The organism is Streptomyces sp. MUSC 14, from assembly GCF_001866675.1.
In the GTDB taxonomy this organism is placed as follows: domain Bacteria; phylum Actinomycetota; class Actinomycetes; order Streptomycetales; family Streptomycetaceae; genus Streptomyces.
Window position 1 is genome coordinate 88,054 of sequence record NZ_MLYN01000022.1, and the last position, 24,348, is coordinate 112,401.

26 protein-coding genes and 1 riboswitch are annotated in these 24,348 nt (G+C 71.6%); of the genes, 12 read left to right on the plus strand and 14 right to left on the minus strand.

All coding sequences use genetic code 11. From position 1 onward, the window contains the following. Positions 1 to 4 precede the first annotated feature (4 nt). From BIV25_RS13525 to BIV25_RS13535, 3 genes are all read right to left on the minus strand, one after another. Positions 5 to 922: a 1-phosphofructokinase family hexose kinase gene (locus BIV25_RS13525; RefSeq protein WP_071372527.1), complete on the minus strand. Its 918-nt coding sequence runs from the start codon at positions 920 to 922 to the stop codon at positions 5 to 7. 133 nt (positions 923 to 1,055) lie between these two features. Next, complete coding sequence (nagA, locus tag BIV25_RS13530; RefSeq protein WP_071372528.1) at positions 1,056 to 2,201, minus strand: N-acetylglucosamine-6-phosphate deacetylase; 1,146 nt, start codon at positions 2,199 to 2,201, stop codon at positions 1,056 to 1,058. Then, complete coding sequence (locus tag BIV25_RS13535; RefSeq protein ID WP_177235272.1) at positions 2,201 to 3,148, minus strand: ROK family protein; 948 nt, start codon at positions 3,146 to 3,148, stop codon at positions 2,201 to 2,203. Before BIV25_RS13535 ends, nagA begins: the two co-directional genes overlap by 1 nt. 153 nt (positions 3,149 to 3,301) lie before the next feature. Between BIV25_RS13535 and BIV25_RS13540 the strand changes: the two genes are divergently transcribed. The 3 genes from BIV25_RS13540 (at position 3,302) to otsB (ending at position 5,759) form a co-directional block, all read left to right on the plus strand. After that, positions 3,302 to 4,552, plus strand: coding sequence for an extracellular solute-binding protein (locus tag BIV25_RS13540; RefSeq protein WP_071372530.1), 1,251 nt, complete (start codon positions 3,302 to 3,304; stop codon positions 4,550 to 4,552). 16 nt (positions 4,553 to 4,568) lie between these two features. Beyond that, entirely contained in the window at positions 4,569 to 4,793 is a 225-nt protein-coding gene (locus BIV25_RS13545; RefSeq protein ID WP_071372531.1) for a DUF3263 domain-containing protein, read from the plus strand. 117 nt (positions 4,794 to 4,910) lie between these two features. Continuing rightward, the gene (gene otsB, locus BIV25_RS13550) at positions 4,911 to 5,759 is read left to right on the plus strand and encodes a trehalose-phosphatase (RefSeq protein ID WP_071372532.1); all 849 of its coding nucleotides are present in this window, start codon (positions 4,911 to 4,913) and stop codon (positions 5,757 to 5,759) included. Here otsB and BIV25_RS13555 read toward each other — a convergent pair. After that, a complete protein-coding gene (locus tag BIV25_RS13555) occupies positions 5,747 to 7,186 on the minus strand; it encodes a trehalose-6-phosphate synthase (RefSeq protein ID WP_177235261.1) in 1,440 nt (479 codons plus the stop codon). The genes otsB and BIV25_RS13555 overlap by 13 nt on opposite strands. Before the next feature lie 96 nt (positions 7,187 to 7,282). Continuing rightward, the gene (locus tag BIV25_RS13560) at positions 7,283 to 8,227 is read right to left on the minus strand and encodes a glucosyl-3-phosphoglycerate synthase (RefSeq protein ID WP_071372640.1); all 945 of its coding nucleotides are present in this window, start codon (positions 8,225 to 8,227) and stop codon (positions 7,283 to 7,285) included. A gap of 184 nt (positions 8,228 to 8,411) precedes the next feature. Further along, a riboswitch (SAM riboswitch) is annotated at positions 8,412 to 8,559 on the plus strand. A 17-nt stretch (positions 8,560 to 8,576) separates the two neighbouring features. On the opposite strand from BIV25_RS13560, the gene thrC reads away from it, so the two are divergent. The 6 genes from thrC (at position 8,577) to BIV25_RS13590 (ending at position 15,709) form a co-directional block, all read left to right on the plus strand. Further along, positions 8,577 to 9,860, plus strand: a complete 1,284-nt coding sequence (thrC, locus tag BIV25_RS13565; protein ID WP_071372533.1) for a threonine synthase — start codon at positions 8,577 to 8,579, stop codon at positions 9,858 to 9,860. Next, positions 9,857 to 10,132 (plus strand): MoaD/ThiS family protein, encoded by a 276-nt coding sequence (locus BIV25_RS13570; RefSeq protein WP_071372534.1) that lies wholly within the window; start codon positions 9,857 to 9,859, stop codon positions 10,130 to 10,132. Before thrC ends, BIV25_RS13570 begins: the two co-directional genes overlap by 4 nt. A 431-nt stretch (positions 10,133 to 10,563) precedes the next feature. Then, positions 10,564 to 10,767 (plus strand): cold-shock protein, encoded by a 204-nt coding sequence (locus BIV25_RS13575; RefSeq protein ID WP_004929928.1) that lies wholly within the window; start codon positions 10,564 to 10,566, stop codon positions 10,765 to 10,767. Positions 10,768 to 11,088: 321 nt separating this feature from the next. After that, the gene (gene groL, locus BIV25_RS13580) at positions 11,089 to 12,711 is read left to right on the plus strand and encodes a chaperonin GroEL (RefSeq protein ID WP_071372535.1); all 1,623 of its coding nucleotides are present in this window, start codon (positions 11,089 to 11,091) and stop codon (positions 12,709 to 12,711) included. A 238-nt stretch (positions 12,712 to 12,949) separates the two neighbouring features. Further along, on the plus strand, positions 12,950 to 14,077 hold the full coding sequence (locus BIV25_RS13585; RefSeq protein WP_071372536.1) for an NADH:flavin oxidoreductase: 1,128 nt from the start codon (positions 12,950 to 12,952) through the stop codon (positions 14,075 to 14,077). A 105-nt stretch (positions 14,078 to 14,182) separates the two neighbouring features. After that, a complete protein-coding gene (locus tag BIV25_RS13590) occupies positions 14,183 to 15,709 on the plus strand; it encodes a carboxylesterase/lipase family protein (RefSeq protein WP_071372537.1) in 1,527 nt (508 codons plus the stop codon). Here the strand turns inward: BIV25_RS13590 and BIV25_RS13595 are convergent. From BIV25_RS13595 to BIV25_RS13615, 5 genes are all read right to left on the minus strand, one after another. Continuing rightward, entirely contained in the window at positions 15,704 to 16,282 is a 579-nt protein-coding gene (locus tag BIV25_RS13595) for a hypothetical protein (RefSeq protein WP_071372538.1), read from the minus strand. The two genes, BIV25_RS13590 and BIV25_RS13595, sit on opposite strands and share 6 nt — an antisense overlap. A 2-nt stretch (positions 16,283 to 16,284) precedes the next feature. Next, positions 16,285 to 16,965 (minus strand): Uma2 family endonuclease, encoded by a 681-nt coding sequence (locus BIV25_RS13600; RefSeq protein WP_177235262.1) that lies wholly within the window; start codon positions 16,963 to 16,965, stop codon positions 16,285 to 16,287. Between the two features lie 59 nt (positions 16,966 to 17,024). Further along, positions 17,025 to 17,867: a hypothetical protein gene (locus BIV25_RS13605; protein ID WP_071372539.1), complete on the minus strand. Its 843-nt coding sequence runs from the start codon at positions 17,865 to 17,867 to the stop codon at positions 17,025 to 17,027. A 283-nt stretch (positions 17,868 to 18,150) separates the two neighbouring features. Continuing rightward, positions 18,151 to 18,351, minus strand: coding sequence for a DUF397 domain-containing protein (locus BIV25_RS13610; RefSeq protein WP_071372540.1), 201 nt, complete (start codon positions 18,349 to 18,351; stop codon positions 18,151 to 18,153). After that, positions 18,335 to 19,174 (minus strand): helix-turn-helix transcriptional regulator, encoded by an 840-nt coding sequence (locus BIV25_RS13615; protein ID WP_071372541.1) that lies wholly within the window; start codon positions 19,172 to 19,174, stop codon positions 18,335 to 18,337. Before BIV25_RS13615 ends, BIV25_RS13610 begins: the two co-directional genes overlap by 17 nt. A 231-nt stretch (positions 19,175 to 19,405) precedes the next feature. On the opposite strand from BIV25_RS13615, the gene BIV25_RS52675 reads away from it, so the two are divergent. Both BIV25_RS52675 and BIV25_RS13620 read left to right on the plus strand, forming a co-directional pair. After that, positions 19,406 to 19,534 carry a hypothetical protein gene (locus BIV25_RS52675; RefSeq protein WP_256255801.1) on the plus strand — a complete coding sequence of 43 codons (129 nt, stop codon included), beginning with the start codon at positions 19,406 to 19,408 and terminating at the stop codon, positions 19,532 to 19,534. Then, on the plus strand, positions 19,531 to 20,181 hold the full coding sequence (locus tag BIV25_RS13620; RefSeq protein WP_071372542.1) for a bifunctional 2-polyprenyl-6-hydroxyphenol methylase/3-demethylubiquinol 3-O-methyltransferase UbiG: 651 nt from the start codon (positions 19,531 to 19,533) through the stop codon (positions 20,179 to 20,181). The genes BIV25_RS52675 and BIV25_RS13620 overlap by 4 nt, the downstream gene beginning before the upstream one ends. 26 nt (positions 20,182 to 20,207) lie before the next feature. On the opposite strand, the gene BIV25_RS13625 is transcribed toward BIV25_RS13620, so the two are convergent. From BIV25_RS13625 to BIV25_RS13640, 4 genes are all read right to left on the minus strand, one after another. Continuing rightward, a complete protein-coding gene (locus BIV25_RS13625; protein ID WP_143076630.1) occupies positions 20,208 to 20,510 on the minus strand; it encodes a hypothetical protein in 303 nt (100 codons plus the stop codon). Between the two features lie 30 nt (positions 20,511 to 20,540). Beyond that, complete coding sequence (locus tag BIV25_RS13630; RefSeq protein WP_071372642.1) at positions 20,541 to 21,914, minus strand: PTS transporter subunit EIIC; 1,374 nt, start codon at positions 21,912 to 21,914, stop codon at positions 20,541 to 20,543. 16 nt (positions 21,915 to 21,930) lie between these two features. Beyond that, the gene (gene murQ / locus BIV25_RS13635) at positions 21,931 to 22,854 is read right to left on the minus strand and encodes an N-acetylmuramic acid 6-phosphate etherase (RefSeq protein WP_071372544.1); all 924 of its coding nucleotides are present in this window, start codon (positions 22,852 to 22,854) and stop codon (positions 21,931 to 21,933) included. Positions 22,855 to 22,965: 111 nt separating this feature from the next. After that, complete coding sequence (locus BIV25_RS13640) at positions 22,966 to 23,871, minus strand: MurR/RpiR family transcriptional regulator (RefSeq protein ID WP_071372545.1); 906 nt, start codon at positions 23,869 to 23,871, stop codon at positions 22,966 to 22,968. Positions 23,872 to 23,927: 56 nt separating this feature from the next. Between BIV25_RS13640 and BIV25_RS13645 the strand changes: the two genes are divergently transcribed. Next, positions 23,928 to 24,338 (plus strand): hypothetical protein, encoded by a 411-nt coding sequence (locus BIV25_RS13645; protein WP_071372546.1) that lies wholly within the window; start codon positions 23,928 to 23,930, stop codon positions 24,336 to 24,338. Positions 24,339 to 24,348: the final 10 nt, after the last annotated feature.

Below are 24,348 nucleotides of genomic sequence, written 5' to 3' on the forward strand. Positions count from 1 at the left end.
GCCTTCACGCCGCCGTCACCGACACCTGCGCCAGGAGTTTCTCGTAGGCCGCGTGGTCGAACTCGCCCGCCGCAGCCGCCCGTACCGTCGCCGCCGACAACGCGACCGCGCGGACCAGCCGGTCCGGCCAGGGGAGTTGGTCGACGAGCCCCGAGAGCAGGCCCGCCACCGCCGAGTCGCCGGCGCCCGTCGGGTTGCCGTGCTCGGGGGCGGGCGGGACCGCGTGCCAGCTGCCCTCCGGGGTGGCGGCCAGGAGGCCCTGGGGGCCGAGGGAGGCGACGACCGCGTGGGCGCCGCGCCGGCGGGCGTCCTGGGTGGCGCGCGACGGATCGTGGGATCCGGTCAGTTCGGCCAGTTCGTCGGCGTTCGGTTTCACGATGTCGGGGCGGGCGGCGACCCCGCGGCGCAGCGGCTCGCCGCTGGTGTCCAGCAGCACCGGGACGCCGGCGGAGCGGGCGGCCCGGACCAGGTTCCCGTACGCCCCGACCGGCACTCCCGGGGGGAGGCTGCCGCACAGGGCCACCGCCGAGGCGCCGGGCAGCAACTCCTCGTAGCGGTCGAGGAAGGTGCCCCATTCGGCGGGGCTGATCTGGGGGCCCGGCTCGTTCAACTGGGTCGTGTCGCCCGACAGTTCGTCCACGACGGCGATCGTGCGCCGCGTCGCCCCCGCGGCCGGGAGCAGCGCGTCCGTCAGGCGGGGGACGTCGGAGAGCATGTCGCGCACCGCGCGCCCGGTGCCGCCGCCCGCGAAGCCCGTCACCGTCACCTCGTGGCCCAGCGCGGCCAGCACCCGGGCCACGTTCACGCCCTTGCCGCCCGGCCGCTCGATGACCTCCGAGACCCGGTGCGAGGCGTGCGGCCGCAGCGACCGGACGCGATAGGTCAGGTCGAGAGCGGTGTTCAGCGTGACCGTGAGGATCACCCGGGCCGCCTCCCTCGAAGTTCCCTGCGCGTGTCGTCGCGCCCGTCATCGTCCGCCGGGGCCCGATCATGCCAAAGAGACGGCGGCCGGCCCAGTCAGGAGTCGGCCGCCGTCCGGGGAAAAGACGGGCAGATCACGCCAGTTGGGGCGGTACCACCACCCATTCGCCGCGCCGCATCACACCCTTGAGGGCGAAGTCCGCGTCGAACACGACCAGGTCCGCGTCCTTGCCGGGCTCCAGCGAACCGATGCGGTCGGACAGGCCGAGCAGCCGGGCCGGGTTCACGGACAGGGCCGTCACCGCGTCCTCGACGGACAGCCGGTCGATCGTCACCGCCCGCCGGAACGCGCGGTCCAGGGTCAGCGTGGAGCCCGCGATCGAACCGCCGTGCACCAGCCGGGCCACGCCCTCGCTGACCTCGACCTCCAGCGGGCCGAGCAGATAGCGGCCGTCACCGGCGCCGGCCGCGTCCATGGCGTCCGTGATGAAGGCGACGCGGGAGGCGCCCGCGTGGTGGAAGGCCAGCTCCAGCGCGGCGGGGTGGAGGTGCGTGCCGTCGTTGATCAGCTCGACCGTGACCCGCTCGTCCTCCAGCAGGGCCGTGATCGGGCCGGGGGAGCGGTGGCCGACCGGGGGCATCGCGTTGAAGAGGTGGGTGGCGACCGTGGCGCCCGCGTCGATCGCCTCGACCGTCTGCTCGTACGTCGCGTCCGTGTGCCCGACGGCCGCGATCACGCCGTGCTCGGCGAGCAGCCGTACGGAGTCGACGCCGCCGGGCAGTTCGGTGGCGAGGGTGACCATCTTCGCCTTGCCGCGCGCCGCGTCGATCAGCTTGCGGACCTCGGCCGGGTCCGGGTCGCGCAGCAGCTCCTCGGAGTGCGCGCCCTTGCGGCACGGCGAGATGAACGGCCCCTCGAAGTGGATGCCGGCGATCTCGCCCTGCTCGGCCAGCTCGCTCAGCAGCCCGGCCTGCGTCGCCAGGAGGTCCATCTCGTCGGTGACGGTGGAGGCCACCAGGGTGGTGGTGCCGTGGGTGCGGTGGGTGTGGATCGCCGTGAGGACGTCCTCGGCCGTGCCGGAGAAGGAGGCTCCGCCGCCGCCGTGGTTGTGGATGTCCACGAAGCCGGGGAGGACCCAGTGGCCGCTGAGGTCGACGGCACGGGCGCTCTCGGCGGCCGTCGCCGTGATCCTCGTACCCTCCACGGACACGCGCCCGTCGTCCACCACTCCGCCGGGCAGCACCACCCGAGCACCTGTGAGAACCAAGCTGGGAGCCATCAGGCGCCTACCTCCGGAGTCGTAGAAGTGGTGGTGGTGAGCAGGTCGCGGGCCAGCAGGCCCGCGCCCAGGCAGCCCGCCGTGTCGCCGAGGGCGGCGGGGACGATGGCCGGCAGTCTCTGGAAGGTGACCCGGCGCCGGACGGCGTCGCGCAGCGGTGAGAACAACACTTCCCCCGCCTCGGCCAGACCGCCACCGATGATCAGTGTGCGCGGGTCCAGCAGGGTGAGCGCGGTGACCAGGCCGTCGGCCAGGGCGTCCACCGCCCGCTGCCAGACCCGGACGGCGTTCGGGTCACCGGACGCGACGGCCTTCGCGCAGTCGGCCGCGTCCGCGTCCGGGTCCCCGCAGGCCGCCGCCCAGGCCTCGCTGACGGCGGACGCGGAGGCGTACCGCTCCAGACAGCCGTGCTGCCCGCACGGGCAGGGGGTGCCGGACGGCCGTACGACGACATGCCCGATCTCGCCGGCGAAGCCGTGCGCGCCCGCCTCGACCCGGCCGTCGATGCCGATGGCACCCGCGATCCCGGTGCCGAGCGGGACGAACAGGAACCGGTCGGCGCCCTTGCCCGCGCCGATCCGGCCCTCGGCGAGCCCGCCGGTGCGCACGTCGTGCCCGAGGGCGACGGGGATGCCGAGCCGCTCGGCGAGCAGGGCGCGCAGGGGTACGTCGCGCCAGCCGAGGTTGGCGGCGTAGGCGGCGATGCCCCGCTCCTCGTCGACGATGCCGGGGACCGCGATGCCGGCGGCGCGCGCGGGGGTGCCGTAGCGCTCGACGCCGTACGCGCGCAGTTCGGCGGCGAAGTCGAGGATCGTCGCCACCACCGCGTCCGGTCCGCGCTCGCGGCCGGTGGCGCGGCGGGCGCGGTGGAGCAGCTCGCCGTCGTCGCCGACGAGGGCGGCCTTCATCCCGGTACCGCCCACGTCGAGGGCGATGACATGTCTCACCACGGCCCTAGTGTGGCCCGCGTACCCGCGAGAGGTCTAGTCCACTCACGTGGTGTAGACCTTATGTGTCCATATATTGAACGGTCAGACGGCAGGGTTGGGGCGTTGAGGGTGCGTCGGGGTACGGCAGGAACGATCGCGGCAGTTTCTGCCATGGGCATGACGGCGCTCCTGGGGGGCTGCGGGAGCACGGGTTCGTCCGGCGTGACCCTCAGACTCGTGGCCGCCGACTACGGCGACTCCCCCAAGAACAGCTCCAAGAAGTACTGGGACAGCGTTGTCCAGGCGTACGAGGCCCAGCACTCCGGCGTGAAGGTCGAGGTCAGCGTCTACTCCTGGAACGACGTCGACGCCAAGGTGAAGGAGATGGTGGCCGACGGCCACGCTCCCGATCTCGCCCAGATCGGCGCCTACGCCGACTACGCGGCCGCCGGCAAGCTCTACCCGGCCTCCGACCTCCTCACCATCCGCACGCAGGCCGACTTCCTCTCCCAGCTCTCCGACGCGGGCCAGTGGAACCACACGCAGTACGGCATCCCCTTCGGAGCCTCCACGCGCGTGCTCTTCTACAACAAGACCCTTTTCGCCAAGGCCGGCATCACCACCCCGCCCACCACCTGGGACGAGCTGGCCTCGGACGCCAAGGCGCTCAAGGACAAGGGCGTGAAGTACCCGGTCGCGCTGCCGCTCGGGCCCGAGGAGGCCCAGGCGGAGACGATGCAGTGGCTGCTGAGCGGGGCCGGCTCCGACGGCGGCAACGGCTACACCGACGACGTCGGCACCTACACCATCGACTCCGCGCAGAACGTGGACACCTTCACCTGGCTCAAGGACGACCTGGTCGGCAAGGGCCTGACCGGGCCGGTCGCGCCCGGCAGGCTCAACCGCGCGGACGCCTTCGCCGCGTTCGCGAACGGCCAGGTCGGCATGCTCAACGGGCACCCCACGCTGATCCAGCAGGCGCAGCAGAAGGGCGTGCAGTTCGGGATGGTGCCGATGCCGGGGCGCACCGGCACGCCGCGGGCGGCGATGGGCGTGGCCGACTGGATGATGGCGTTCAAGCAGAACGGCCACCGCGACCAGGTCGGCGACTTCCTGAACTTCGTCTACAGCGAGAAGAACGTCCTCGCCTTCTCCCGCGACTACGGGCTGCTGCCGGTCACGGGCTCCGCCTCGACGGCGATGAGCGCGTCGGACGCCGCCCCCGACAAGGCCCTGCACCCCTTCCTGGACCAGCTGCCCACCTCCGAGCTGTACCCGGTCGGCAAGACGTCCTGGGCGGCGGTCGCCGCGGCCGTGAAGCAGAACATCGGCCAGGCCGTCGCGCCCGGCGGCGACCCCTCCGGCGTCCTCACCCGGCTCCAGGCGACGGCCACGGCGGCGGACAGCAGCGCGAAGAACTGAGCGCTACGGTGACTTCATGGAACTGGGCACCCGGGAAAAGTCGATCCTCGCGCTCGAGCGCCGGAGCTTCGCAGGCCCCGGTGCGAAGGAACGGGCCATCCGAGAGGAACTCGACCTGGCCCCGGTCCGCTACTACCAACTCCTGAACTCCCTCCTGGACGACGAACGTGCCCTGGCCCACGACCCGGTGACGGTCAACCGCCTGCGCCGAGTCCGCGACCAGCACCGCTCCTCCCGCTGACTCTGCCCACTCACCCACCGGTTGCGCGCGGTCCCGGCAGGCCCGGCGGGTGGGCGTGGCGGGGTCTGGGGCGGAGCCCCAGGAGTGACAGCGGGCCGTGCTGGATAGTGTCGGTCCATGGACCCTCTGCCGACCCCGCAGACCCAGCCCGGCCGGGACGGACTCGCCGCGCTCCTCGCGAAGCCGCGCACCGCGATCGTCGGTCTCGACTTCGACGGCACCCTCGCCCCCATCGTCGCCGACCCCGAGCAGGCCCGCGCCCACCCCGACGCCGTACCGGCCCTCGCCCGGCTCGCCCCCAAGGTCGCCGCCGTCGCCGTGATCACCGGCCGCCCCGCCGGTGTCGCCGTCCGCTACGGCGGCTTCGCCGGTGTCCCGGGCCTGGACCACCTCACCGTCCTCGGCCACTACGGCGCCGAACGCTGGGACGCCGTCACCGGCACGGTCACCGCCCCCGCCCCGCACCCCGGCGTCGCCGCCGTCCGCGCCGAGCTGCCGGGCGTCCTGGACCGCGCCGGCGCCTGGCCCGGCACCTGGATCGAGGAGAAGGGGCGGGCCGTCGCCGTCCACACCCGCCGCGCCACCGACCCGGAGGCAGCCTTCGAGACCCTGCGCGGCCCCCTCACCGACCTCGCCACCCGCCACGGCCTGGTCGTGGAACCCGGCCGCCTGGTCCTGGAACTGCGCCCGCCCGGCATGGACAAGGGCGTCGCCCTCGCCGAGTACGTCCGCAGGACCGGCGCCGGCTCGGTCCTCTACGCCGGCGACGACCTCGGCGACCTCCCCGCCTACGCCGCCGTCGAACGGCTCCGCGCCGACGGCGTCCCCGGCCTCCTGGTGTGCAGCGGCAGCAGCGAGGTCACGGAACTGGCGGAGCGGGCCGACGTGGTCGTCGACGGCCCCGCCGGCGTCGTACACCTGCTGGGCGCCCTCGCCGATCAGCTGGCAGCCGATCAGCCCGGCTGACGTTCCTCCAGCGCCCGCAGCTGGTCCATGAACCACTGGGCCGGGGGCAGCGCGGTGGCCGCCGTCGCCAGTCTCTTGGCGCGGTCCGCCCGCTCCTCCGGCCCCAGCGACAGCGCCTCGTGCAGGGCGCGCGCGGTCTCCAGTACGTCGTAGGGGTTCACCGTGAACGCGTCGGCGCGCAGCTCCTCGTACGCCCCGGCCTCCCGTGACAGCACCAGCGCGCAGCCCTCCTCGGAGAGCACCGGCACCTCCTTGGCGACCAGGTTCATGCCGTCCCGGATGGGGTTGACCAGAGCGACGTCGGCGAGGCGGTACGCGGCCAGTGAGCGCGCGAAGTCGTCCTTGACGTGGAGCACGACCGGGGTCCAACCAGCCGTCCCGTAGCGGGAGTTGATGTCGTCGGCGACCCGCTGCACCTCGGCCGTGTAGTCCCGGTACACCGCGAGGTCCTGCCGGGACGGGTACGCGAACGCCACGTGGACGACGTTCTCGCGCCACTCGGGGTGGTCGTCGAGCAGCTGCCGGTACGCCAGCAGTCCGCGCACGATGTTCTTGGACAGCTCGGTGCGGTCCACCCGGACGATCGTCCGGCGACCCGCGCCGATCTCCGCCCGCAGCGCGGCCATCCGTTCGGCCACGTCCGGCCGGTGCGCCCGCTCGCGCAGGAAGTCCGCGTCCGCGCCGAGCCCGTGCACTCCGATCGCCGTACCCGAGAGGCTGTCGGGACCCAGCACCGCCGTGCAGCACGCCGTGAACGCGTCCGCCCAGCGCCGGGTCAGGAAGGCCGCCCGGTCCGCGCCCAGCATGCCGTTCAGCAGGGCGGCGGCGATGTCGTCGGGCAGCAGGCGGAAGTAGTCCGGCGGGGCCCAGGGGGTGTGCGAGAAGTGGCCGATGCGCAGGTCGGGGCGGAGGCCGCGGAGCATGCCGGGCGCGAGGCACAGGTGGTAGTCCTGCACCAGTACGGCCGCCCCCTCGGCGGCCTCCTCGGCCAGTGCCTCGGCGAACGCGCGGTTGTAGGCCTCGTACGACGCCCACTGCCGGCGGAACTCCGCGTCGAAGACCGGTTCCAGCGGGGTCTGGTACAGCATGTGGTGGACGAACCAGAGCACGGAGTTGGCGATGCCGTTGTACGCGTCGGCGTGCACGGCCGGGTCGATGTCCAGCATCCGCACCCGCTGCCCGCCGGTGTCCCCGTCCGGCAGCAGCCCGCCGCCCGCCTGCCGTACGGCCTCCCGGTCGCCGTCACCGAGCGCCGCGCACACCCAGACGGCACGGGCGTCCGAGCCGATGGCCGACAGCCCCGAGACCAGCCCCCCGCCGCCCCGCCTGGCCCGCAGCGAGCCGCCCTCGCCGTCCGCGTCGAGCGTGTACGAAACCGGGCCGCGATTGGACGCGACCAACACCTCGGCACCACCGGTGGAAGCCATGGTCCTCAACCTAGCCCGGCCCGGAAACGCTCAAACGTACGGCCACGCCCGACGCCCTCGCCGTATACGAAGCACCGGCGAAGTCAGGCCACCCCCTCACGCCACCCGGCGCTCGGCGTACTCCGCGATCTCCACCATCGGCGGCCGTTCCTCGGTGTCCACGGAGTACGTCCGTGGCGCGAAGCCGTCCTCGTCCCGTTCGAACTGGGTCAGGGCGGGGCGGATCAGATGGCCCCGGGCCAGCCGGAGCTGGGCGGTGCGGTAGATCGCGGCGGCCATCCGGCCGAGAGCCTGCCCGTCCTGGTGCCGGTGCTTGCGGACCCCGACGTCCACCTGGGCGAGGGCGTCCAGCCCCGCCAGATGCAGCGCGTCCACCAGCATGCCCAGTTCCACGCCGTAGCCGACGGGGAAGGGGAGCTGTTCCAGCAGGCCGCGCCGGGCCGCGTACTCGCCGCCCAGCGGCTGCACGAATCCGGCCAGCTGCGGCCAGTGCATGTTGAGCAGCGGGCGGGCCATCAGCTCGGTGACCCGGCCGCCCTGCCCGGCGGCACCGGCGAGCGGACGGTCGTACATGGCCTTCACCAGCGAGATCCCGGGGTCGGTGAGGAGGGGGCCGACGATGCCGGAGACGAAGTCGGCGGAGAACTCGCGCAGGTCGGCGTCGACGAAGCAGATGATGTCGCCGCGGGTCACGAGGAGCGAGCGCCACAGCACCTCGCCCTTGCCGGGGACGGCCGGGATGCGCGGCAGGATCGTGTCCCGGTGGACGACCCGGGCGCCCGCGGCGGCGGCCACCTCGGAGGTGCGGTCGGTGGAGCCGGAGTCGACGACGACGAGCTCGTCGACGAGCGGGACCCGCTCGACCAGCTCGCGCCGGATGACCGTGACGATGTCGCCGACGGTCTCCTCCTCGTCGAGCGCGGGCAGCACGACGCTGATCGTCTGCCCCGTACGCTGCTTGGCGGCCAGTATCCGCTGGAGCGGGCGGTCGGTCACGGACCAGGAGTGGGTGGCCAGCCAGCGCTCTACTTCTTCCAGCACGCTCTGCGGCTCCTCACTGTTCGTGATCACAGGTGGTGGCTGTGTGATCCATCTCGCGGTTCGGACGACTATCTCAACTGTCCTGGCCTTCGGTTACAGTCTTGAACAACGCCGGTGACCATCGCATGTCGGGGTCGCGCGCGCAGCACGATTCGTGCGTACAACTGCTCATACAACCGCATACCGCTCATCCAGAGGGGCAGAGGGACACGGCCCGATGAAGCCCCGGCAACCCTCCAGTCGGTTCTTGTCACGTTGACGTGGCGAGGCTCCCGGCTAGGGAAGGTGCCAAATCCGTCTCACGGCGAGATGCGTCGTGAGGAAGATGAGGAGAAAGGGCCTCGCCTCCATGGCTGTGCAGACAGTTGCAAGCACCTCCACCTCCCCCGTCGACCTCGGTCCGGCCGCGGCGCTGAGCTGTCGCGAGTGCGGTCACCGTGTCCCGCTCGGCCCGGTCTTCGCGTGCGAGGAGTGTTTCGGCCCGCTGGAGATCGCCTACGACTTCTCGGCCTACGGCACCGAGGAACTGCGGGCCCGCATCGAGGCCGGCCCCGCGAACATCTGGCGGTACGCCCCCCTGCTGCCCGTCCCGGCCGACGTCGCCGACAAGCCGAACATCAACCCCGGCTGGACCAAGCTCGTCAAGGCCGACAACCTCGCCCGCGAACTGGGCATCACCGGTGGCCTGTTCGTCAAGGACGACTCCGGCAACCCGACGCACTCCTTCAAGGACCGCGTCGTCGCCCAGGCCCTGGAGGCCGCCCGCGCCTTCGGCTTCACCACCCTGTCCTGCTCCTCCACGGGCAACCTGGCCGGTGCCGTCGGCGCCGCCGCCGCCCGCGCCGGCTTCCGCTCCTGCGTGTTCATCCCGCACGACCTGGAGCAGGGCAAGATCGTCATGGCCGCGGTCTACGGCGGCGAGCTCGTCGGCATCGAGGGCAACTACGACGACGTGAACCGCTTCTGCTCCGAGCTGATCGGCGACCCGGCCGGCGAGGGCTGGGGCTTCGTCAACGTCAACCTGCGGCCGTACTACGCCGAGGGCTCCAAGACGCTGGCGTACGAGATCTGCGAGCAGCTCGGCTGGCGGCTGCCGGACCAGATCGTGATCCCGATCGCCTCCGGCTCCCAGCTGACGAAGATCGACAAGGGGCTGAAGGAGCTGATCGGGCTCGGGCTGGTCGAGGACAGGCCGTACAAGATCTTCGGTGCGCAGGCCGAGGGCTGCTCGCCGGTGTCGACGGCCTTCAAGGCCGGGCACGACGTGGTCCGCCCGCAGAAGCCGAACACCATCGCCAAGTCCCTCGCCATCGGCAACCCGGCCGACGGGCCGTACGTGCTGGACATCGCCCGCCGCACCGGCGGTGCGGTGGAGGACGTGACGGACGAGGAAGTCGTCGACGCGATCAAGCTGCTGGCCCGCACCGAGGGCATCTTCGCCGAGACGGCGGGCGGCGTGACGGTCGGCGTCACCCGCAAGCTGGTCGAGGCCGGTGTCCTGGACCCGACGAAGACCACGGTCGTCCTCAACACCGGCGACGGCCTGAAGACCCTCGACGCGGTGGCCGGCACGGGTCTCACCGCCACCATCCGTCCGACCCTGGACTCCTTCCGAGAGGCTGGCCTCGCATGAGCGTGACCGTTCGCATCCCCACCATCCTGCGCACCTACACCGGCGGCCAGGCCGAGGTCGCCGCCGAGGGCGCGACCCTCGCCCAGGTCATCGAGGACCTGGAGAAGAACCACACCGGGATCGCCGCCCGGGTCCTGGACGACCAGGGCAAGCTGCGCCGGTTCGTGAACGTGTACGTCAATGACGACGACGTGCGCTTCGAACAGGGCCTGGAAACCGCGACCCCGGACGGCGCCGGTGTCTCCATCATTCCGGCGGTCGCCGGCGGCTGATCATTACCGTCGGTAACCGCGGTTACCGATTGTTCATCGAATGGCCTCCTCCGTGAGAGAAGCGGAGGGGGCCATTCAGTGTGATTGAGCGCGGTACAGTTGGGGAACGCGTTCCGGACCGGAAGGTCGAGGTCCCGGATTCCGCATCGCAAGCCCGATAAGAAGTAGCCAAACTGTGCGGGCTTTCTGCGGCTTTTGTTCCATTTTGTACGGCCCGACTTGCCCTGGATTCGGCCGTATTTTAGGTAGATTCCGGACCGTCGTCGTCCAGATTTCTCGTCCGATTGACCTGTTGCAGACGGCAGTTGGACAGATACATTCAGCCGCGGTCGACGCGTTCCGGCGCACGCCCCCGACCGATGGGGGGTGAGGTCTGACCCGGGTCCGCGAAGTGTGGATCTGTGCAAGGGCCAGTAATAGGGGAGTTAGGCATGGCTCAGGGCACCGTCAAGTGGTTCAACGCGGAGAAGGGGTACGGCTTCATCGCGGTCGACGGTGGTGCGGACGTCTTCGTCCATTACAGCGCCATTCAGATGGACGGCTACCGCACCCTGGAAGAGGGGCAGCGGGTGGAGTTCGAGATCTCGCAGGGCCAGAAGGGCCCGCAGGCCGACATGGTTCGCCTCAGCGCCTGAACGTTTTTTGTCCGAAGGGCCTGCACCTCGCGAGGGGTGCGGGCCCTTCGCTGTGCCCGGCTGCCCCGTTCGGCGCCGCCCTGATCCTCTGTTCGCGGGTGGCTGAGCGCGCGCCCCGACCCCCCGAAGGCGCTTGCACTCGACAGGGGCGAGTGCTAATCATTGGCGTTAGCACTCTGAAGGTGAGAGTGACAAAGAAGGACCGGGTCGGTGAGGCCCGCAGGCCACGTGGGGCAAGGAACCACAGGCCGGCGAGCCGTCCGTCGCGGGCGCGGGCGCGGTCCGAAGGAATCACCCCCAGTCCTGGAGGGACCACTTCACATGGCCAAGATCATCGCGTTCGACGAGGAGGCGCGGCGCGGCCTCGAGCGCGGCATGAACCAGCTCGCGGACGCCGTCAAGGTGACGCTCGGCCCCAAGGGTCGCAACGTCGTCCTCGAGAAGAAGTGGGGCGCCCCCACGATCACCAACGATGGTGTCTCCATCGCCAAGGAGATCGAGCTCGAGGACCCGTACGAGAAGATCGGCGCCGAGCTGGTCAAGGAAGTCGCCAAGAAGACGGACGACGTCGCCGGTGACGGTACGACCACCGCGACCGTGCTCGCCCAGGCCCTGGTCAAGGAAGGCCTGCGCAACGTCGCCGCCGGCGCCAACCCGATGGCCCTGAAGCGCGGTATCGAGAAGGCCGTCGAGGCCGTCTCCGCCGCCCTGCTGGAGCAGGCGAAGGACGTCGAGACCAAGGAGCAGATCGCCTCCACCGCGTCCATCTCCGCCGCCGACACCCAGATCGGCGAGCTGATCGCCGAGGCCATGGACAAGGTCGGCAAGGAAGGCGTCATCACCGTCGAGGAGAGCAACACCTTCGGTCTGGAGCTGGAGCTCACCGAGGGCATGCGCTTCGACAAGGGCTACATCTCGGCGTACTTCGCGACCGACATGGAGCGCATGGAGGCGTCGCTCGAGGACCCGTACATCCTCATCGCCAACTCCAAGATCTCCTCGGTCAAGGACCTGCTCCCGCTGCTGGAGAAGGTCATGCAGTCGGGCAAGCCGCTGCTGATCATCGCCGAGGACGTCGAGGGCGAGGCCCTGTCGACCCTGGTGGTCAACAAGATCCGCGGCACCTTCAAGTCCGTCGCCGTCAAGGCCCCGGGCTTCGGCGACCGCCGCAAGGCCATGCTCGGCGACATCGCCATCCTCACGGGCGGCGAGGTCATCTCCGAGGAGGTCGGCCTCAAGCTGGAGAACGCGACCCTGGACCTCCTGGGCCGCGCCCGCAAGGTCGTCATCACCAAGGACGAGACCACCATCGTCGACGGCGCCGGCTCCTCGGAGCAGGTGGGCGGCCGCGTGAACCAGATCCGCGCCGAGATCGAGAACAGCGACTCGGACTACGACCGCGAGAAGCTCCAGGAGCGCCTGGCCAAGCTCGCGGGCGGCGTCGCGGTCATCAAGGCCGGTGCCGCCACCGAGGTGGAGCTCAAGGAGCGCAAGCACCGCATCGAGGACGCCGTGCGCAACGCCAAGGCGGCCGTCGAGGAGGGCATCGTCGCCGGTGGTGGCGTGGCCCTGCTGCAGGCCTCCTCGGTCTTCGAGAAGCTGGACCTGGAGGGTGACGAGGCGACCGGCGCCAACGCCGTGAAGCTCGCCCTGGAGGCCCCGCTGAAGCAGATCGCCGCCAACGGTGGCCTTGAGGGCGGCGTCGTCGTGGAGAAGGTGCGCAACCTGGCCGTCGGCCACGGTCTGAACGCCGCCACGGGCGAATACGTCGACATGATCGCCGAGGGCATCATCGACCCGGCGAAGGTGACGCGTTCCGCGCTGCAGAACGCGGCCTCCATCGCCGCGCTGTTCCTCACCACCGAGGCCGTCATCGCCGACAAGCCGGAGAAGGCCGCCGCGGCCGCTCCGGGCGGCATGCCGGGCGGTGACATGGACTTCTGATCCGCCCGGATCACCTGTCCTGCTCCGAGGGCGGCACTTCCAGCTTCCGGCTGGGGGTGCCGCCCTCGGGCGTTTCCGGGGCGAGTCCGGGATCGCGTCCCGGACTGTGCCTCGGATCACACGCGGGCGGACCGTGCTGCGGAATGTGGGCCGGCACATAGGCCGTTACTTAAGGAGCTGCAACAATGCGTGTTCACATACCGACCGGTTAACTCCGTTGCCCCCGAGGAGCCCCCACGTGACCGCCACGACGACCGCCGCCTCCCGCGCGGCCCAGATCCTGTCCCGCCCGATCGCCCTCAACGGCCTCACCGTGCCGAACCGGATCGCGATGGCGCCGATGACCCGGATGTTCTCCCCGGGCGGCGTACCCGGCGAGGACGTGCGCTCGTACTACTCCCGCCGTGCCGCCGCCGGAGTCGGCCTGATCGTCACCGAGGGCACCTACGTGGGCCACGACTCGGCGGGCCAGAGCGACCGCGTGCCGCGCTTCCACGGCGAGGAGCAGCTGGCGGGCTGGGCGAAGGTCGCCGAGGACGTGCACGCGGCGGGCGGCACCATCGTCCCGCAGCTGTGGCACATCGGCATGGTCCGCAAGGACGGCGAGGCCCCCTTCCCCGAGGCCCCCGCGATGGGCCCCTCCGGCCTGGTCACCGCGGGCGCCGAGGCCACCGGCCGGGCGATGACCCAGCAGGACCTCGACGACGTGATCGCCGCGTTCGCCCAGGCGGCCGCCGACGCCGAGCGCATCGGCTTCGACGGCGTGGAGCTCCACGGCGCCCACGGCTACCTCCTGGACCAGTTCCTGTGGGAGGGCACCAACCGCCGTACCGACGCCTACGGTGGCGACCCGGTGGCCCGTGCGAAGTTCTCCGCGGAGATCGTGGCGGCGGTCCGCGCGGCCGTCTCGCCCGAGTTCCCGGTCATCTTCCGCTACTCGCAGTGGAAGCAGCAGGACTACGCGGCCCGCCTCGCCGAGACCCCCGAGGAGCTGGAGGCCATCCTGACCCCGCTGGCGGCGGCCGGCGTCGACGTCTTCCACGCCTCCACCCGCCGCTACTGGGTGCCGGAGTTCGACGGCTCGGACCTGAACCTGGCCGGCTGGACGAAGAAGATCACCGGCAAGCAGGTCATCAGCGTCGGCTCGGTCGGCCTCGACGGCGAGTTCCTGGGCGCCTTCCAGGGCCAGGGCTCCGAGGTCAAGGCCATCGACAACCTCCTCGACCGGATGGAGGCCGATGAGTTCGACATGATCGCCGTCGGCCGCGCGCTGCTGCAGGACCCGGAGTGGGCGGCCAAGGTGCTCGCCGACCGCTTCGACGAGCTGAAGCCGTACGACGCCGCGTCGCTGAAGACCCTCAGCTGACGGTGTCCGTCGCGCCGTTCGGGCACTTGTGACCGTCGTCGCGCGTTCCCTTGATGAACAGTCAGTTCGTGCTGAGGCTTACGGCTGAGGTCAGGGGAGCGAGCGATGACGAAGAGCGAGTCCGGGCCCGTGGTGCGCACCGCCTCCGGGGCGGTGCGCGGTCTGCGGGAGCAGGGGCTGTCGGTGTTCCGGGGCATTCCCTTCGCCGCGCCCCCGGTCGGCCCGGACCGCTTCCGGGCACCGCGCCGGCCCGACCCCTGGGAGGGCACGCGGGAGGCGTACGCCTTCGGCCCGCCGCCCCCGGAGGAGGCGGGACTCTCCGGCCGCGCGGTACAGCCCGGGCAGCCGGAGGGCGACGACTGGCTGACGGTGAACGTCTGGACCCCGGACCCGGATCCGTCCGCCGCCCGACCGGTGCTGGTGTGGATCTACGGCGGTGCGTACAAACTCGGCTTCAGCGGCCAGTCGGCCTACGACGCCCAGCATCTCGCCCGCACGGGCGACGCGGTGCTCGTCTCCTTCAACCACCGCACGGGCATGGAGGGTTTCGCCTTCTGGACGGGCGCTCCCGCGAACCGGGGCCTGCTCGACCAGGTCGCGGCCCTGGAGTGGGTCCAGGAGAACATCACGGCGTTCGGCGGCGACCCCTCCCAGGTCACCGTCTTCGGCCAGTCGTCCGGCGCGGGCTCCATCGCCTCCCTCCTGGCCATGCCGAGGGCCCGGGGCCTGTTCCGCCGCGCGATCACCCAGAGCGTGCCGGGCACGTTCTTCTCCGCAGCCCTCGCCCGCGACATCGCCGCGGCGCTGGCGGCGGAGGCGGGCCGCACGCCCACCGCGGCCGACCTGGCGCGGACGGACCCGCGCGAGCTGACCCGGGCGGGCCAGGCCCTGGGCATCAAGATGCAGGCGTACACCGACCGCTGGGGCCAGGTGGCACCGACGGCGCTGCCCTTCGCGCCGGTGGTGGACGGCGAGGTGCTGTCCACGACTCCCTGGGAGGCCCTTACAGCGGGTGCGGCGCGGGACGTGGACCTCCTGGTCGGCCACAACCGCGACGAGTGGCGCCTGTTCCTGGTCGCGGCCGGTATGTCCGGCAAGATCACGGACGACCTGGCCGCGGGGATCCTGCGGCTGTACGCACCGGGCGGGGCGGCGGGCGAGGCGGCGTACCGCTCGGCCTTCCCGGAGCGGAGTGCAGAGCAGCTCTTCGAACGGGTCCAGACGGACTGGCAGTTCGGGCAGCCGAGCCTGCGGCTGGCGGAGGCCCAGCGGGCGGGCGGCGGCAGCGCCCACGTCTACGAACTGACCTGGCCGGCCCCGGACTCCACGGGCGCGCTGGGCGCCTGCCACGGTCTGGACATCCCGCTGCTCTTCGGCACGTTCGGCGCCGACCTGGCCGCCCTCGCCTTCCCCGGCGGCAGACCCACACCGGAGGCGGAGCGGCTGTCTGCCTTCATCCAGCGCGCCTGGACGGCCTTCGCCCGCACCGGCGACCCGGGCTGGCCGGCCTACGACCCGCGCTCCCGCCTGGTCCAGGTCCTCGACGCGGAACAGCGGGTGGCGCCGTACCCGGAGGAGGCGAGCAGGCGGATCTGGGAGGGCTACGACTTCACCGCCCTGCCGCTGCTATAGGTTCCCCAGCGGTTCGATGTCGACGCGCAGCGGGGTGCCCCACACCCGGAGCACCTCGTAGTCGGTGAACTCGTGCACAAGCCGGTACGCCATGGCGGGCCGGGACGAGCGGCGCTGGGCGGCGAGATACGCCTCGGCCTCGCGCTTGTCCCGCCGGGGCGTGCCGCACAGCTGCCACTCCTGTCCGTTCCACGCCTCCGGCAGCCAGCGCTGCTGTGGCTGCGGCCGGTCGGCGCGGACGCCGTACCGGGACGGCGCGGTGGCCGCGCCCGCGGCTTCGGTCCGCTCCCGCCCTCCGCCGTGATACTCCGACCGGCGTGCGGCCCGGCGCCGGGTCTCGCACAGCAGACACAGATCGGGCGCGCTCTCGTCGACGGGCCCCTGCGGGTGCTCGGGACACCGGGTGGCGGGCGCGCCGGCGGCGACACTCTCGTCCAGCAGATCGAGCGCCCGGCGCAGATCGGCCTTGATCTCGTGCAGCCGGGAGTCCGGGGTGTCGGCACCGAGCGCCTCCCCGTGCTCCCCGACGAGCCGCAGGGCCCGTCCGAGAGCGGTGAGCTGGGCGTGGTTCATGGTCAGTCCGCGTAGTCCTTGAGTTTCTCTGTGTCCAGTGTGATGCCGACCGGAGGCGGCAGCTCGACGGTAGCGCCCCAGGGGTAGCGAGGGGACAGGAGGTAGCGGCCTTCCTTCGGTTCGCTGAAGACGGTGAGGGTGTTGTTGTCGCGATCGATGAGGAGGTAGACGGGGATACCGGCCTCGGCGTAGCCGATGGGCTTGTCGATGCGATCGCGTTGGTCGGTGTCGCGGTCATGTGAGGTGATTTCCACCGCCATGAGGGCGCCGTCGGTCTCCGACCACTCCCCGTGCCCCTTGAAATGGCCCTCGGGTGCGAGGAAGCCGTCCGTACGGGCGCGGACCTTACGGTAGGACTCGGCCTTGACGCCCCGCTCGGGCATGAGGTTCAGCTCGGGGCGCTGCTGCATGCACTGACGAAGCAGCCACATGAAGATCTCGCCGTGGTTGCCGTCCGGCATGGCTTTGACTACTACGTTTCCGTTGATGTACTCCAGCCGCACGGTTTCCGGGGCAGTGGCTTCCAGCTCTTCGAACTCCTCGACGTCGAGCGGACCGTGCCGGATGCACAGCCGTCCACCGAGGAACTCCAGGCGGTTGCGCAGCTCCCTCGGAGCCCTGCGGGCAAGTTCCTCGAAGTCCTCGACGGACATCTGCGGGCGCTCGGCGGTGTCAGGGGTCATGGCATTGCCTCCTTCCTTCCATGGTGCCCCCGAGTGATCTCGTCGGACCGTAGGAGCGGTCATGCCAGTGTCCTTTCTTGTCGCTTTTGCAAGATCGCAGCACGCATCTCAGCTGCGTAGGAGCGGATTGCGGGAGCCGCCAGGGGCCCATTCGGGTGCGCGCGGTCACGCGGGGGCGCACCCCTGCACGCGCGGCACAGCCCGTCCGCCAGCGCCTCCGGCCGCCCCGGCACCCCGCACTCCGCGCACTCCAGGATCCGGCGGGGCGGGCGGGGTGGCTGCCGTACCGGTTCGGGTGGGAGCTTGCTGGTCAGGCGGCTGCGGACCAGAGCGGCCGGGTGGTGGACGGGGCTGGGCAGGCCGGCGGTGAGGGCGTGGAGTACGGCGCTGTCGTCGGCGCCCCGCACGAACCACTCCGCCACCAGCGGAGCGAGTTCCGCACAGTCGGCGGCGGAGAGGGACATGACCGGGGCCGTACGCCCCAGGGCGGCGAGCAGGATGTGGGCGCGGGAGCGGGTCGGGGCCGGGCGGGCCTGGTCTTCCGGTGGCGGTTCCGGCTGCGGTACGTCGCCGCGCGCGAACGTCGCCCACCAGTCGTCGTCACGTGCGGTGCGGGACCACCACGATCGGGTGATCCAGCGGACGCCGTCCGCACCGGCCAGGCGTTCCCGTCCGCGCCGTAAGTGCCCTGCCTTCTGGAGCCGGTTGAGGGCGGTCCCCAGGGCGCACTGCCCGTACGGCATCACCTTGGCCAGCGTCTTTACGGAGATGTCGGCGCCGTCGGGAAGCCGGTCGAGGTAGGCGGCGATGGCGGCTTCGCGGGCGGGGAGGTGGGCGAAGTCGTGGTTCGTCCGGGGACGTTGTCCGGGGACCGACCGCTTGCCGTAGCCCGGATTGGCCATCGGGTGAGGGAAGGGGTGCGCGGGGGCAGGGGCAGCACTAAAGTTGGCGTAAGCCATGGGATCGAATGTGTCCTTCGATCTTGTAGGTGAGGCCCCCGCACCGGTGTTGGCGCACCAGCGGGGGCCGTTTGCTTATGGCCGCACGTTAGAGGCATGTGACGCTGCGTTGCAAGCCGAACGCGTCAAGTCAACACGCAGGGTGGGAGGGTGGGTTGAGACCCTCCGCCCATTCCTTGAAAAGGGCGCTCGGACCTGGGAGCTCGGGGCTTGAGCTTCGGGACGGCTACCTGAGGGACGAGGTGAACGCAGCCCACGCGGCCGGGCTGAAGAAGAGCTTTGGGCCGTGGGGGGTCTTCGAGTCCCGGACGGGGACCAGGGCGGGGTGGGCGTCGGCGACTTCCAGGCAGTCGTTGCCGCCGCCTGCGCTGTAGCTCGACTTGTGCCAGGTGGCCGTGCTCAGGTCGTACTCAGAGATGTTCCTCATGAGTGTCATCCTGCGCCAACGCCTCGATGAGGGCCAAGGACTTCTCCTGCGAGAGGGCGGAGGCCACGAGAAGGTCGAACGTGAACCTCAACTGGGCAACGGTGGCCGGGTCGTCCTCCAGCCGACCGATGCGCACCCCCTCGAAGTAGACCAGCGGAGGGGCGTCCGCGAACTCCATCAGCTTGAGGGCGCCACCCATAGCTGCGTGGGCTCCCGCGCTGAGCGGCAGTACCTGCACGATGACCCGGTTTCGGCGGGCCAGGCCTGCGATGTGGCGCAGGGTGTCCGTCATCACCGCCCGGCCGCCGGGCTCCCGACGCAATGCAGCCTCGTCAAGCACCGTCCACAACAACGGCCTTGTTGGATGGTCGAGCAGACGGGTCCGCGCCATCCGGCCTTCCGTCCACTCCTCGATGGTCTCCTCCGGTGCCGTCGGGTCGTACGCGCGGTTCACGGCCCACGCGTATGCGGGTGTCTGGAGTAGCCCGGGGATCAGAAGCGGCGCGTACTGCCTGATCGCCGTGGCTTGAGCCTCGGCCTCCGCTGCCTCCTCAAAGTCCTCCAGGTACTTCGACCTGGCCGCCGCCTTGCAGTTCCGCTTGAAGAAACCCCCCGTACTCAGGACCTCGTCCAGCATCCGCGCGACGTCCGGCTGCATCCGCCGCGTACCTGACTCCAACTGCCCCACGAACGAGCCGCTCACGAACAGCCGTTGGCCCGGTTCCTCCTGACTCGAGCCGGCTTTCTCGCGGGCGTGGCGTAGCTCGGCGCCCAGGAGAGCGCGCGGTGATGACGACGGATCGAGGTCCTTCGGGCCTGCCATCGCGACTCCCTGTCACACGGTTCGGGTTGTTGGGATGCCGTATCTGGCCAGGCTGGCGAGCCGTCGACCACGCTGTGTGGCAGATCCAGAACTCACCGTGGAGGTTGGAGAACGTGCGCAGCACCGAGGAGATCGTGGAGTCGTTGCGGGACGCGCTCACCGGGGTCGGGGTCGTGTTGCCGTCCCCTGTGTGTCGATCCGGTGACCGGTGCGAGCGAGGAACCGTTTGCGTTGGTCGACCTGGGACGCTGCAATGTCCGTACCGCCGAGGGGCTGACGGACGTGTTGAAGGCGATGTCCGTCGGTGAGGAACTGCGGGTCAAGGTGCGGCAGGTGAACCGGGAGAGGCGCAGCCGTTGAGCAGACTGGTCGAGGCCCTGCACCGCTTGAACGCCGCCTACCCCTGGGACCACAACGCCCACTACCACCGCTGGCTGCTGCGGCAGTTGCCCCGCGCGGCCGGGCGGGTCCTGGACGTGGGGTGCGGCAGCGGGGAGCTGGTGCGGCGGCTGGCCGGGCGGCGGGCGGAGACCGTCGTCGGAGTCGATGCCGATGCGGGGATTCTGGAGCGGGCGCGGGAGTCGACCTCCGTCGACGCCCCCGTCACCTACGCACTCGCAGAGGCGCCCGGCCGCCTTCCCCCGGGTCCCTACGACGTCATCACCTGCGTCGCCGTACTCCACCACCTTCCCTTCACCGAGACCCTCGTCCGGTTCCGGGAGGAGTTGGCGGGCGGCGGCACCCTGGTCGTGGTCGGCTGTGCGCGGGCGGAAGGGGTTCTCGACCACGCGCTCGGGCTGGCGGCCGTAGCGCTCAATCCGCTCGTCGGGTGGGTGAAGAACCGGGGGCGGGCCGCGTCGCACCGGCCTGTTTCCATGACCGCCCCCGTCCGGGATCCGGAGATGACCTTCGGCGAGATCGGTCGCGAGGCCCGGCGGATTCTTCCCGGGGTCCGGCTCCGCCGCCGGCTCTTCTGGCGGTACACCTTCGTCTGGCGCGCACCGTAAGGACCGACGAGGCCCCCGTCAGCCCCTCAGCGGTTGCCGTGCGGGCCCAGGTGGCCCCGGTGGCCCGGGCGGATCAGGCTGCCCGCGCCGCACGTGGGGCTGTTCTCGCGCACCTGCAGCGGCGAGACCTGCTTGAGGACGGGGACCACGGCGAGGGTGTCGGCGCAGTTCGCGGTGTCGGAGATCGTCCACTGGCCGTTGCCGTGGGCGGCCTTGGCGCCCGGGACGGCGCCCGTGTCGGCCAGGGCGTCGGCGTGGGCGGGGGCGGCCAGCGCGGCGGCGGAGGCGGCGGTGAGGGCGGCCGTGGCGAGGAACTTCATCGTCGTCATGCTGAGGCAACGAACGGCGACCGCCGTGCGTCACGTGGCGGCGCTCGGCCGGGGGGCGCGCGGGAGGCCGAAGAGGTACGTCGCCACGAAGCCCACCGCATAGCCGGTGAGCAGGCCGCCCGCGTAGACGGCGACCGCCGCGCCCGCGCCCCTGCTGCCCGTCAGCAGCGGGAACAGGGCCCAGCCCGAGGGGCCGATCGCGGTCGCGCCCACCGTGGTGCCGAGCATCGCGAAGAAGCCGACGAACGCCCCGCCCGCGGCGCCGCCCGCGCACGCCGTCAGGAAGGGGCGGCCCAGCGGCAGGCACACGCCGTAGATCAGGGGTTCGCCCACGCCGAGCAGGCCGGCCGGGAGGGCCGAGCGGATCGTCGTGCGCAGGTCGCCGTCGTGGCGCAGGCGGACGTACACCGCGAGCGACGCGCCCACCTGGCCCGCGCCCGCCATGGAGAGGAGGGGGAGGAGGACCGTGTAGCCCTGTTGTGTGATGAGGGTGGTGTGGATGGGGATCAGGGCCTGGTGCAGGCCCAGCATCACCAGGGGGAGGAACAGGCCGCCCAGCACCAGGCCCGCCGCCGCGCCGGCCGTGGTCAGGAGCCAGTTCACGGCCGTGCCGATCGCCGCCGCCACCGCACCGGCCGCGTACATCAGCCCGTACAGCGTCACGAGACCGGAGACGAGCACGGTGACCGTCGGCGTGAGCAGGACGTCCAGCGCGCCCGGCACCCGGCCCCGTACCCACTTCTCGACGCGGGTGGCCAGGAACGCGGCGGCGAGGGCGCCGAGCACGCCGCCCTGGCCGGGGGACAGGTGGGCCCCGAACGCCGTCACCTTCGACACCCCCGGGTGGACGACGACGGCCGCGGCCGCCCCGCCGAGTACCGGGGTGCCGCCGAACTCCCGCGCCGTGTTGATGCCGACGAACACCGCGATCAGGGCGAGGAAGGCGGAGGCGATCGCGGACAGGGCGGGGGAGAGGGAGGGGAGCCAACCGGCGTTCAGCAGAAGGCCGTTGAGGCCGGCGAGGATGCCGCAGCCGATGAGGGCGGGGATGAGGGGGACGAAGACGTTCGCGATCCGGCGCAGGGCGGTCCGGACGCCCGTCTCCTGCTCCGTTCCTCCCTTTCCTCCCTCGTCGGCCCGCGCCGCCGTCTCCGTCACCGTCCTCGTCACCGCCTCCGTGACCTCCTCGACCACCCCCGGTCCGAGTACGACCTGGCAGTCCGGGCCGTCGGAGACCAGGCCCAGTACCTCCGGGACCGCCCGCAGGGCCGCCTCGTCCACCGCCGTCGGGTCGGCGAGGGTCAGCCGGAGGCGGGTCATGCAGTGGGTCACGGAGGTGACGTTGGCCGGGCCGCCGACCAGGGTGAGGACGGCGGTCGCGGTGGAGGCGGGGTCGATGCGCACGCCCCGAGCGTGCGGGTCAGCGGGGCGCGTGCGCCAGCGCGGCACGCAGATGGCCGCCGGACTCCTCCAGAAGGCGGGCGGCCGTGGGGCCGTCGACGTCGGCGAGGAGGGCGAGGATCGCGTTCTTCACCTCGCCGCCGGAGTCGGCCAGCGCCCGCTCGATCTCGTCGTCCGTCGCGCCGGTGGCGAGGGAGACGATGCGGCGGGAGCGGGCCCGGAGCTTGTCGTTCGAGGCCCGGACGTCGACCATCAGGTTCCCGTACGTCTTGCCGAGCCGGATCATCGTGATCGTCGACAGCATGTTGAGGACGAGTTTCTGGGCCGTGCCGGCCTTGAGGCGGGTGGAGCCGGTGATCAGTTCCGGTCCGACGACGACCTCGATGCCGTGCTCGGCGGCGGCCGCGAGCGCGCTGTGCTCGTTGCAGGCCAGGCCGATGGTCAGGGCGCCCTGTGCGCGGGCGTGAGCGACGGCGCCGATCGCGTAGGGGGTGCGGCCGGAGGCGGAGATGCCGACAACGGTGTCATCGGGCGTGAGTTTCAGCGCGTCCAGGTCCTGGCGGGCCAGCTCCGCGGAGTCCTCGGCGCCCTCCACCGAGGTGACCATGGCCGTGGGGCCGCCCGCGATCAGGCCGACGACCTGGGCGGGGTCCGTGTTGAAGGTGGGCGGGCACTCGGAGGCGTCCAGGACGCCGAGCCGGCCCGCCGTACCGGCGCCGGCGTAGATCAGCCGGCCGCCGCGCGCCATCCGTTCGGCGACGGCGTCGATGGCGGCGGAGATCTCCGGGAGGCGCCGGGCCACGGCCATGGGCACGGCGGCGTCCTCGGCGTTCATCAGGCGGGCGAGGTCGGGGGTGGGCAGGCGGTCGATGTCGGCGAGCTCGGGCCGGAAGGCCTCGGTGGTCAGGGAGGCCAGCTGACTGCGCAGGTCGGGCGAGGTCATGAGGGGTCGGCTCTTTCCAGTGCAGGTCGGGTGCAATTCCCTAGGGGCGCGGGGAACTGCGCGATCAGCCACTACGGACCCGCAGATCCCCTCCATGGTCAGTCCTACGGTCTATCGCGAACCACTCCGGTGCCGATGAGCCAGGGCCTCGTAGGAAGCGGCCAAAGCCGGCGCAGCCGTCTCGTACGTCCGCTGGGCCACACCCACGAACAGGCAGTCCACCACGAGCAGTTGACTCGTCCGCGAGGACATCGCGGCGGGTCGCAGCTCGCTCTCCCGTGAGGTGGACGTGGTCAGTACGTGGTCGGCGTACTGGGTGACCGGCGAGTCGGGCCGGCCGGTGATCGCGATGGTCGTCGCCCCGTGTTCGAACGCGACCCGCAGCGGCTCGATGACGTCCCCTGTCGAGCCGGAGTGGGTGATCGCGATCGCCACGTCGCCCGAGCGGAGCTGCACCGCGTTGGTCACGGCGAGGTGCGGATCGCTGTGGGCGTGGGCTATGAGGCCGATGCGCAGGAGCTTCTGGGTGAGGTCCTGGGCGACGAGGCCGGAGGCGCCGATGCCGTACACGTCCGTCCGGCGGGCGCCCGCCAGCGCGGTGACGGCGGCGCCGAGCTGGGCGGTGTCCAGTCCGGCGGCGGTGTCGGCGAGGGTCTGCTGTTCCTCGTAGGCCAGCTTGGTGACGACGTCGGCGATGGGGTCGTCCACCGCGATGTCGGTCGTGATGGCCGGCGCCCGGCCCGACTGCTGCTGTGCGGCCAGCCCGGCCAGGGCGAGCCGCAGGTCCCGGTATCCCGGGTAGCCGAGCAGGCGGGCGGTGCGGACGACGGTGGCCTCGCTGGTGCCGGTCAGTTCGGCGAGGCCGGTGACCGTGAGGGCGGCGCAGCCGGCCGGGTCGTTCGCGACGGCCTCGGCGACGCGCTGCATGGACCGGGTCATGGAAGGGGCGAGGGTGCGCACCTTCGCGGCGAGGGATCCGCCCGGACTGCCGAAACTTTCCTTCACGTCCTGGGTCACATATGAAAGATATTTTCGGTTCGGTACGACGGTCAAGAGTGCGCACAATGGGTTCCATGGACCCCGTCGATCCCGCCAACCCGGCCCATCCCGTCACCCCTCTCGAACAGGCCCTGCACGCCGCCCGCGCGCTGGTGCTGGCCGACCTGGTCGCGGGCGAGGTCGCGCAGGCGGACGTGGTCTCGCTGGTCGAGGACTCCGTGGCGGAGCGGCGCTGGTGGGTCGAGCAGTGGCCGGACGGGGTGGCGTACGTCGCCGGGCTGGTCGCGCAGGACGTGCAGGACGCGCTGCTGGAGCGGTACGGCCGCTGGCCGCTGTGCCCGGTGTGCGGCTCGGGCGACCCGCACGCCCTCGACGTGGAGCCGGAGCTGGGCCCCGACCCGCACTGGGTCTGCCACAAGGCGGGCGTGAAGGTCGCGGCGGTCGGCTCGCTGGGCTCGGCCGCCGGCCCGGCGGCCTCGTCGTGAGGCGTGCGGC

What these genes read in the sequence shown, in the direction of transcription:
- groL (WP_071372535.1), top strand. Translation starts at nt 11,089, where the DNA reads ATGGCCAAGATCATCGCGTTCGACGAGGAGGCGCGGCGCGGCCTCGAG.
- BIV25_RS13545 (WP_071372531.1), top strand. Translation starts at nt 4,569, where the DNA reads ATGGAACTGGGCACCCGGGAAAAGTCGATCCTCGCGCTCGAGCGCCGG.
- nagA (WP_071372528.1), bottom strand. Translation starts at nt 2,201, where the DNA reads ATGGCTCCCAGCTTGGTTCTCACAGGTGCTCGGGTGGTGCTGCCCGGC.
- otsB (WP_071372532.1), top strand. Translation starts at nt 4,911, where the DNA reads ATGGACCCTCTGCCGACCCCGCAGACCCAGCCCGGCCGGGACGGACTC.
- BIV25_RS13555 (WP_177235261.1), bottom strand. Translation starts at nt 7,186, where the DNA reads ATGGCTTCCACCGGTGGTGCCGAGGTGTTGGTCGCGTCCAATCGCGGC.
- thrC (WP_071372533.1), top strand. Translation starts at nt 8,577, where the DNA reads ATGGCTGTGCAGACAGTTGCAAGCACCTCCACCTCCCCCGTCGACCTC.
- BIV25_RS13625 (WP_143076630.1), bottom strand. Translation starts at nt 20,510, where the DNA reads ATGACGACGATGAAGTTCCTCGCCACGGCCGCCCTCACCGCCGCCTCC.
- BIV25_RS13590 (WP_071372537.1), top strand. Translation starts at nt 14,183, where the DNA reads ATGACGAAGAGCGAGTCCGGGCCCGTGGTGCGCACCGCCTCCGGGGCG.
- BIV25_RS13570 (WP_071372534.1), top strand. Translation starts at nt 9,857, where the DNA reads ATGAGCGTGACCGTTCGCATCCCCACCATCCTGCGCACCTACACCGGC.
- BIV25_RS13540 (WP_071372530.1), top strand. Translation starts at nt 3,302, where the DNA reads ATGGGCATGACGGCGCTCCTGGGGGGCTGCGGGAGCACGGGTTCGTCC.
- murQ (WP_071372544.1), bottom strand. Translation starts at nt 22,854, where the DNA reads ATGACCTCGCCCGACCTGCGCAGTCAGCTGGCCTCCCTGACCACCGAG.
- BIV25_RS13605 (WP_071372539.1), bottom strand. Translation starts at nt 17,867, where the DNA reads ATGGCCAATCCGGGCTACGGCAAGCGGTCGGTCCCCGGACAACGTCCC.
- BIV25_RS13645 (WP_071372546.1), top strand. Translation starts at nt 23,928, where the DNA reads ATGGACCCCGTCGATCCCGCCAACCCGGCCCATCCCGTCACCCCTCTC.
- BIV25_RS13575 (WP_004929928.1), top strand. Translation starts at nt 10,564, where the DNA reads ATGGCTCAGGGCACCGTCAAGTGGTTCAACGCGGAGAAGGGGTACGGC.
- BIV25_RS13600 (WP_177235262.1), bottom strand. Translation starts at nt 16,965, where the DNA reads ATGACCCCTGACACCGCCGAGCGCCCGCAGATGTCCGTCGAGGACTTC.
- BIV25_RS13610 (WP_071372540.1), bottom strand. Translation starts at nt 18,351, where the DNA reads ATGAGGAACATCTCTGAGTACGACCTGAGCACGGCCACCTGGCACAAG.
- BIV25_RS13615 (WP_071372541.1), bottom strand. Translation starts at nt 19,174, where the DNA reads ATGGCAGGCCCGAAGGACCTCGATCCGTCGTCATCACCGCGCGCTCTC.
- BIV25_RS13595 (WP_071372538.1), bottom strand. Translation starts at nt 16,282, where the DNA reads ATGAACCACGCCCAGCTCACCGCTCTCGGACGGGCCCTGCGGCTCGTC.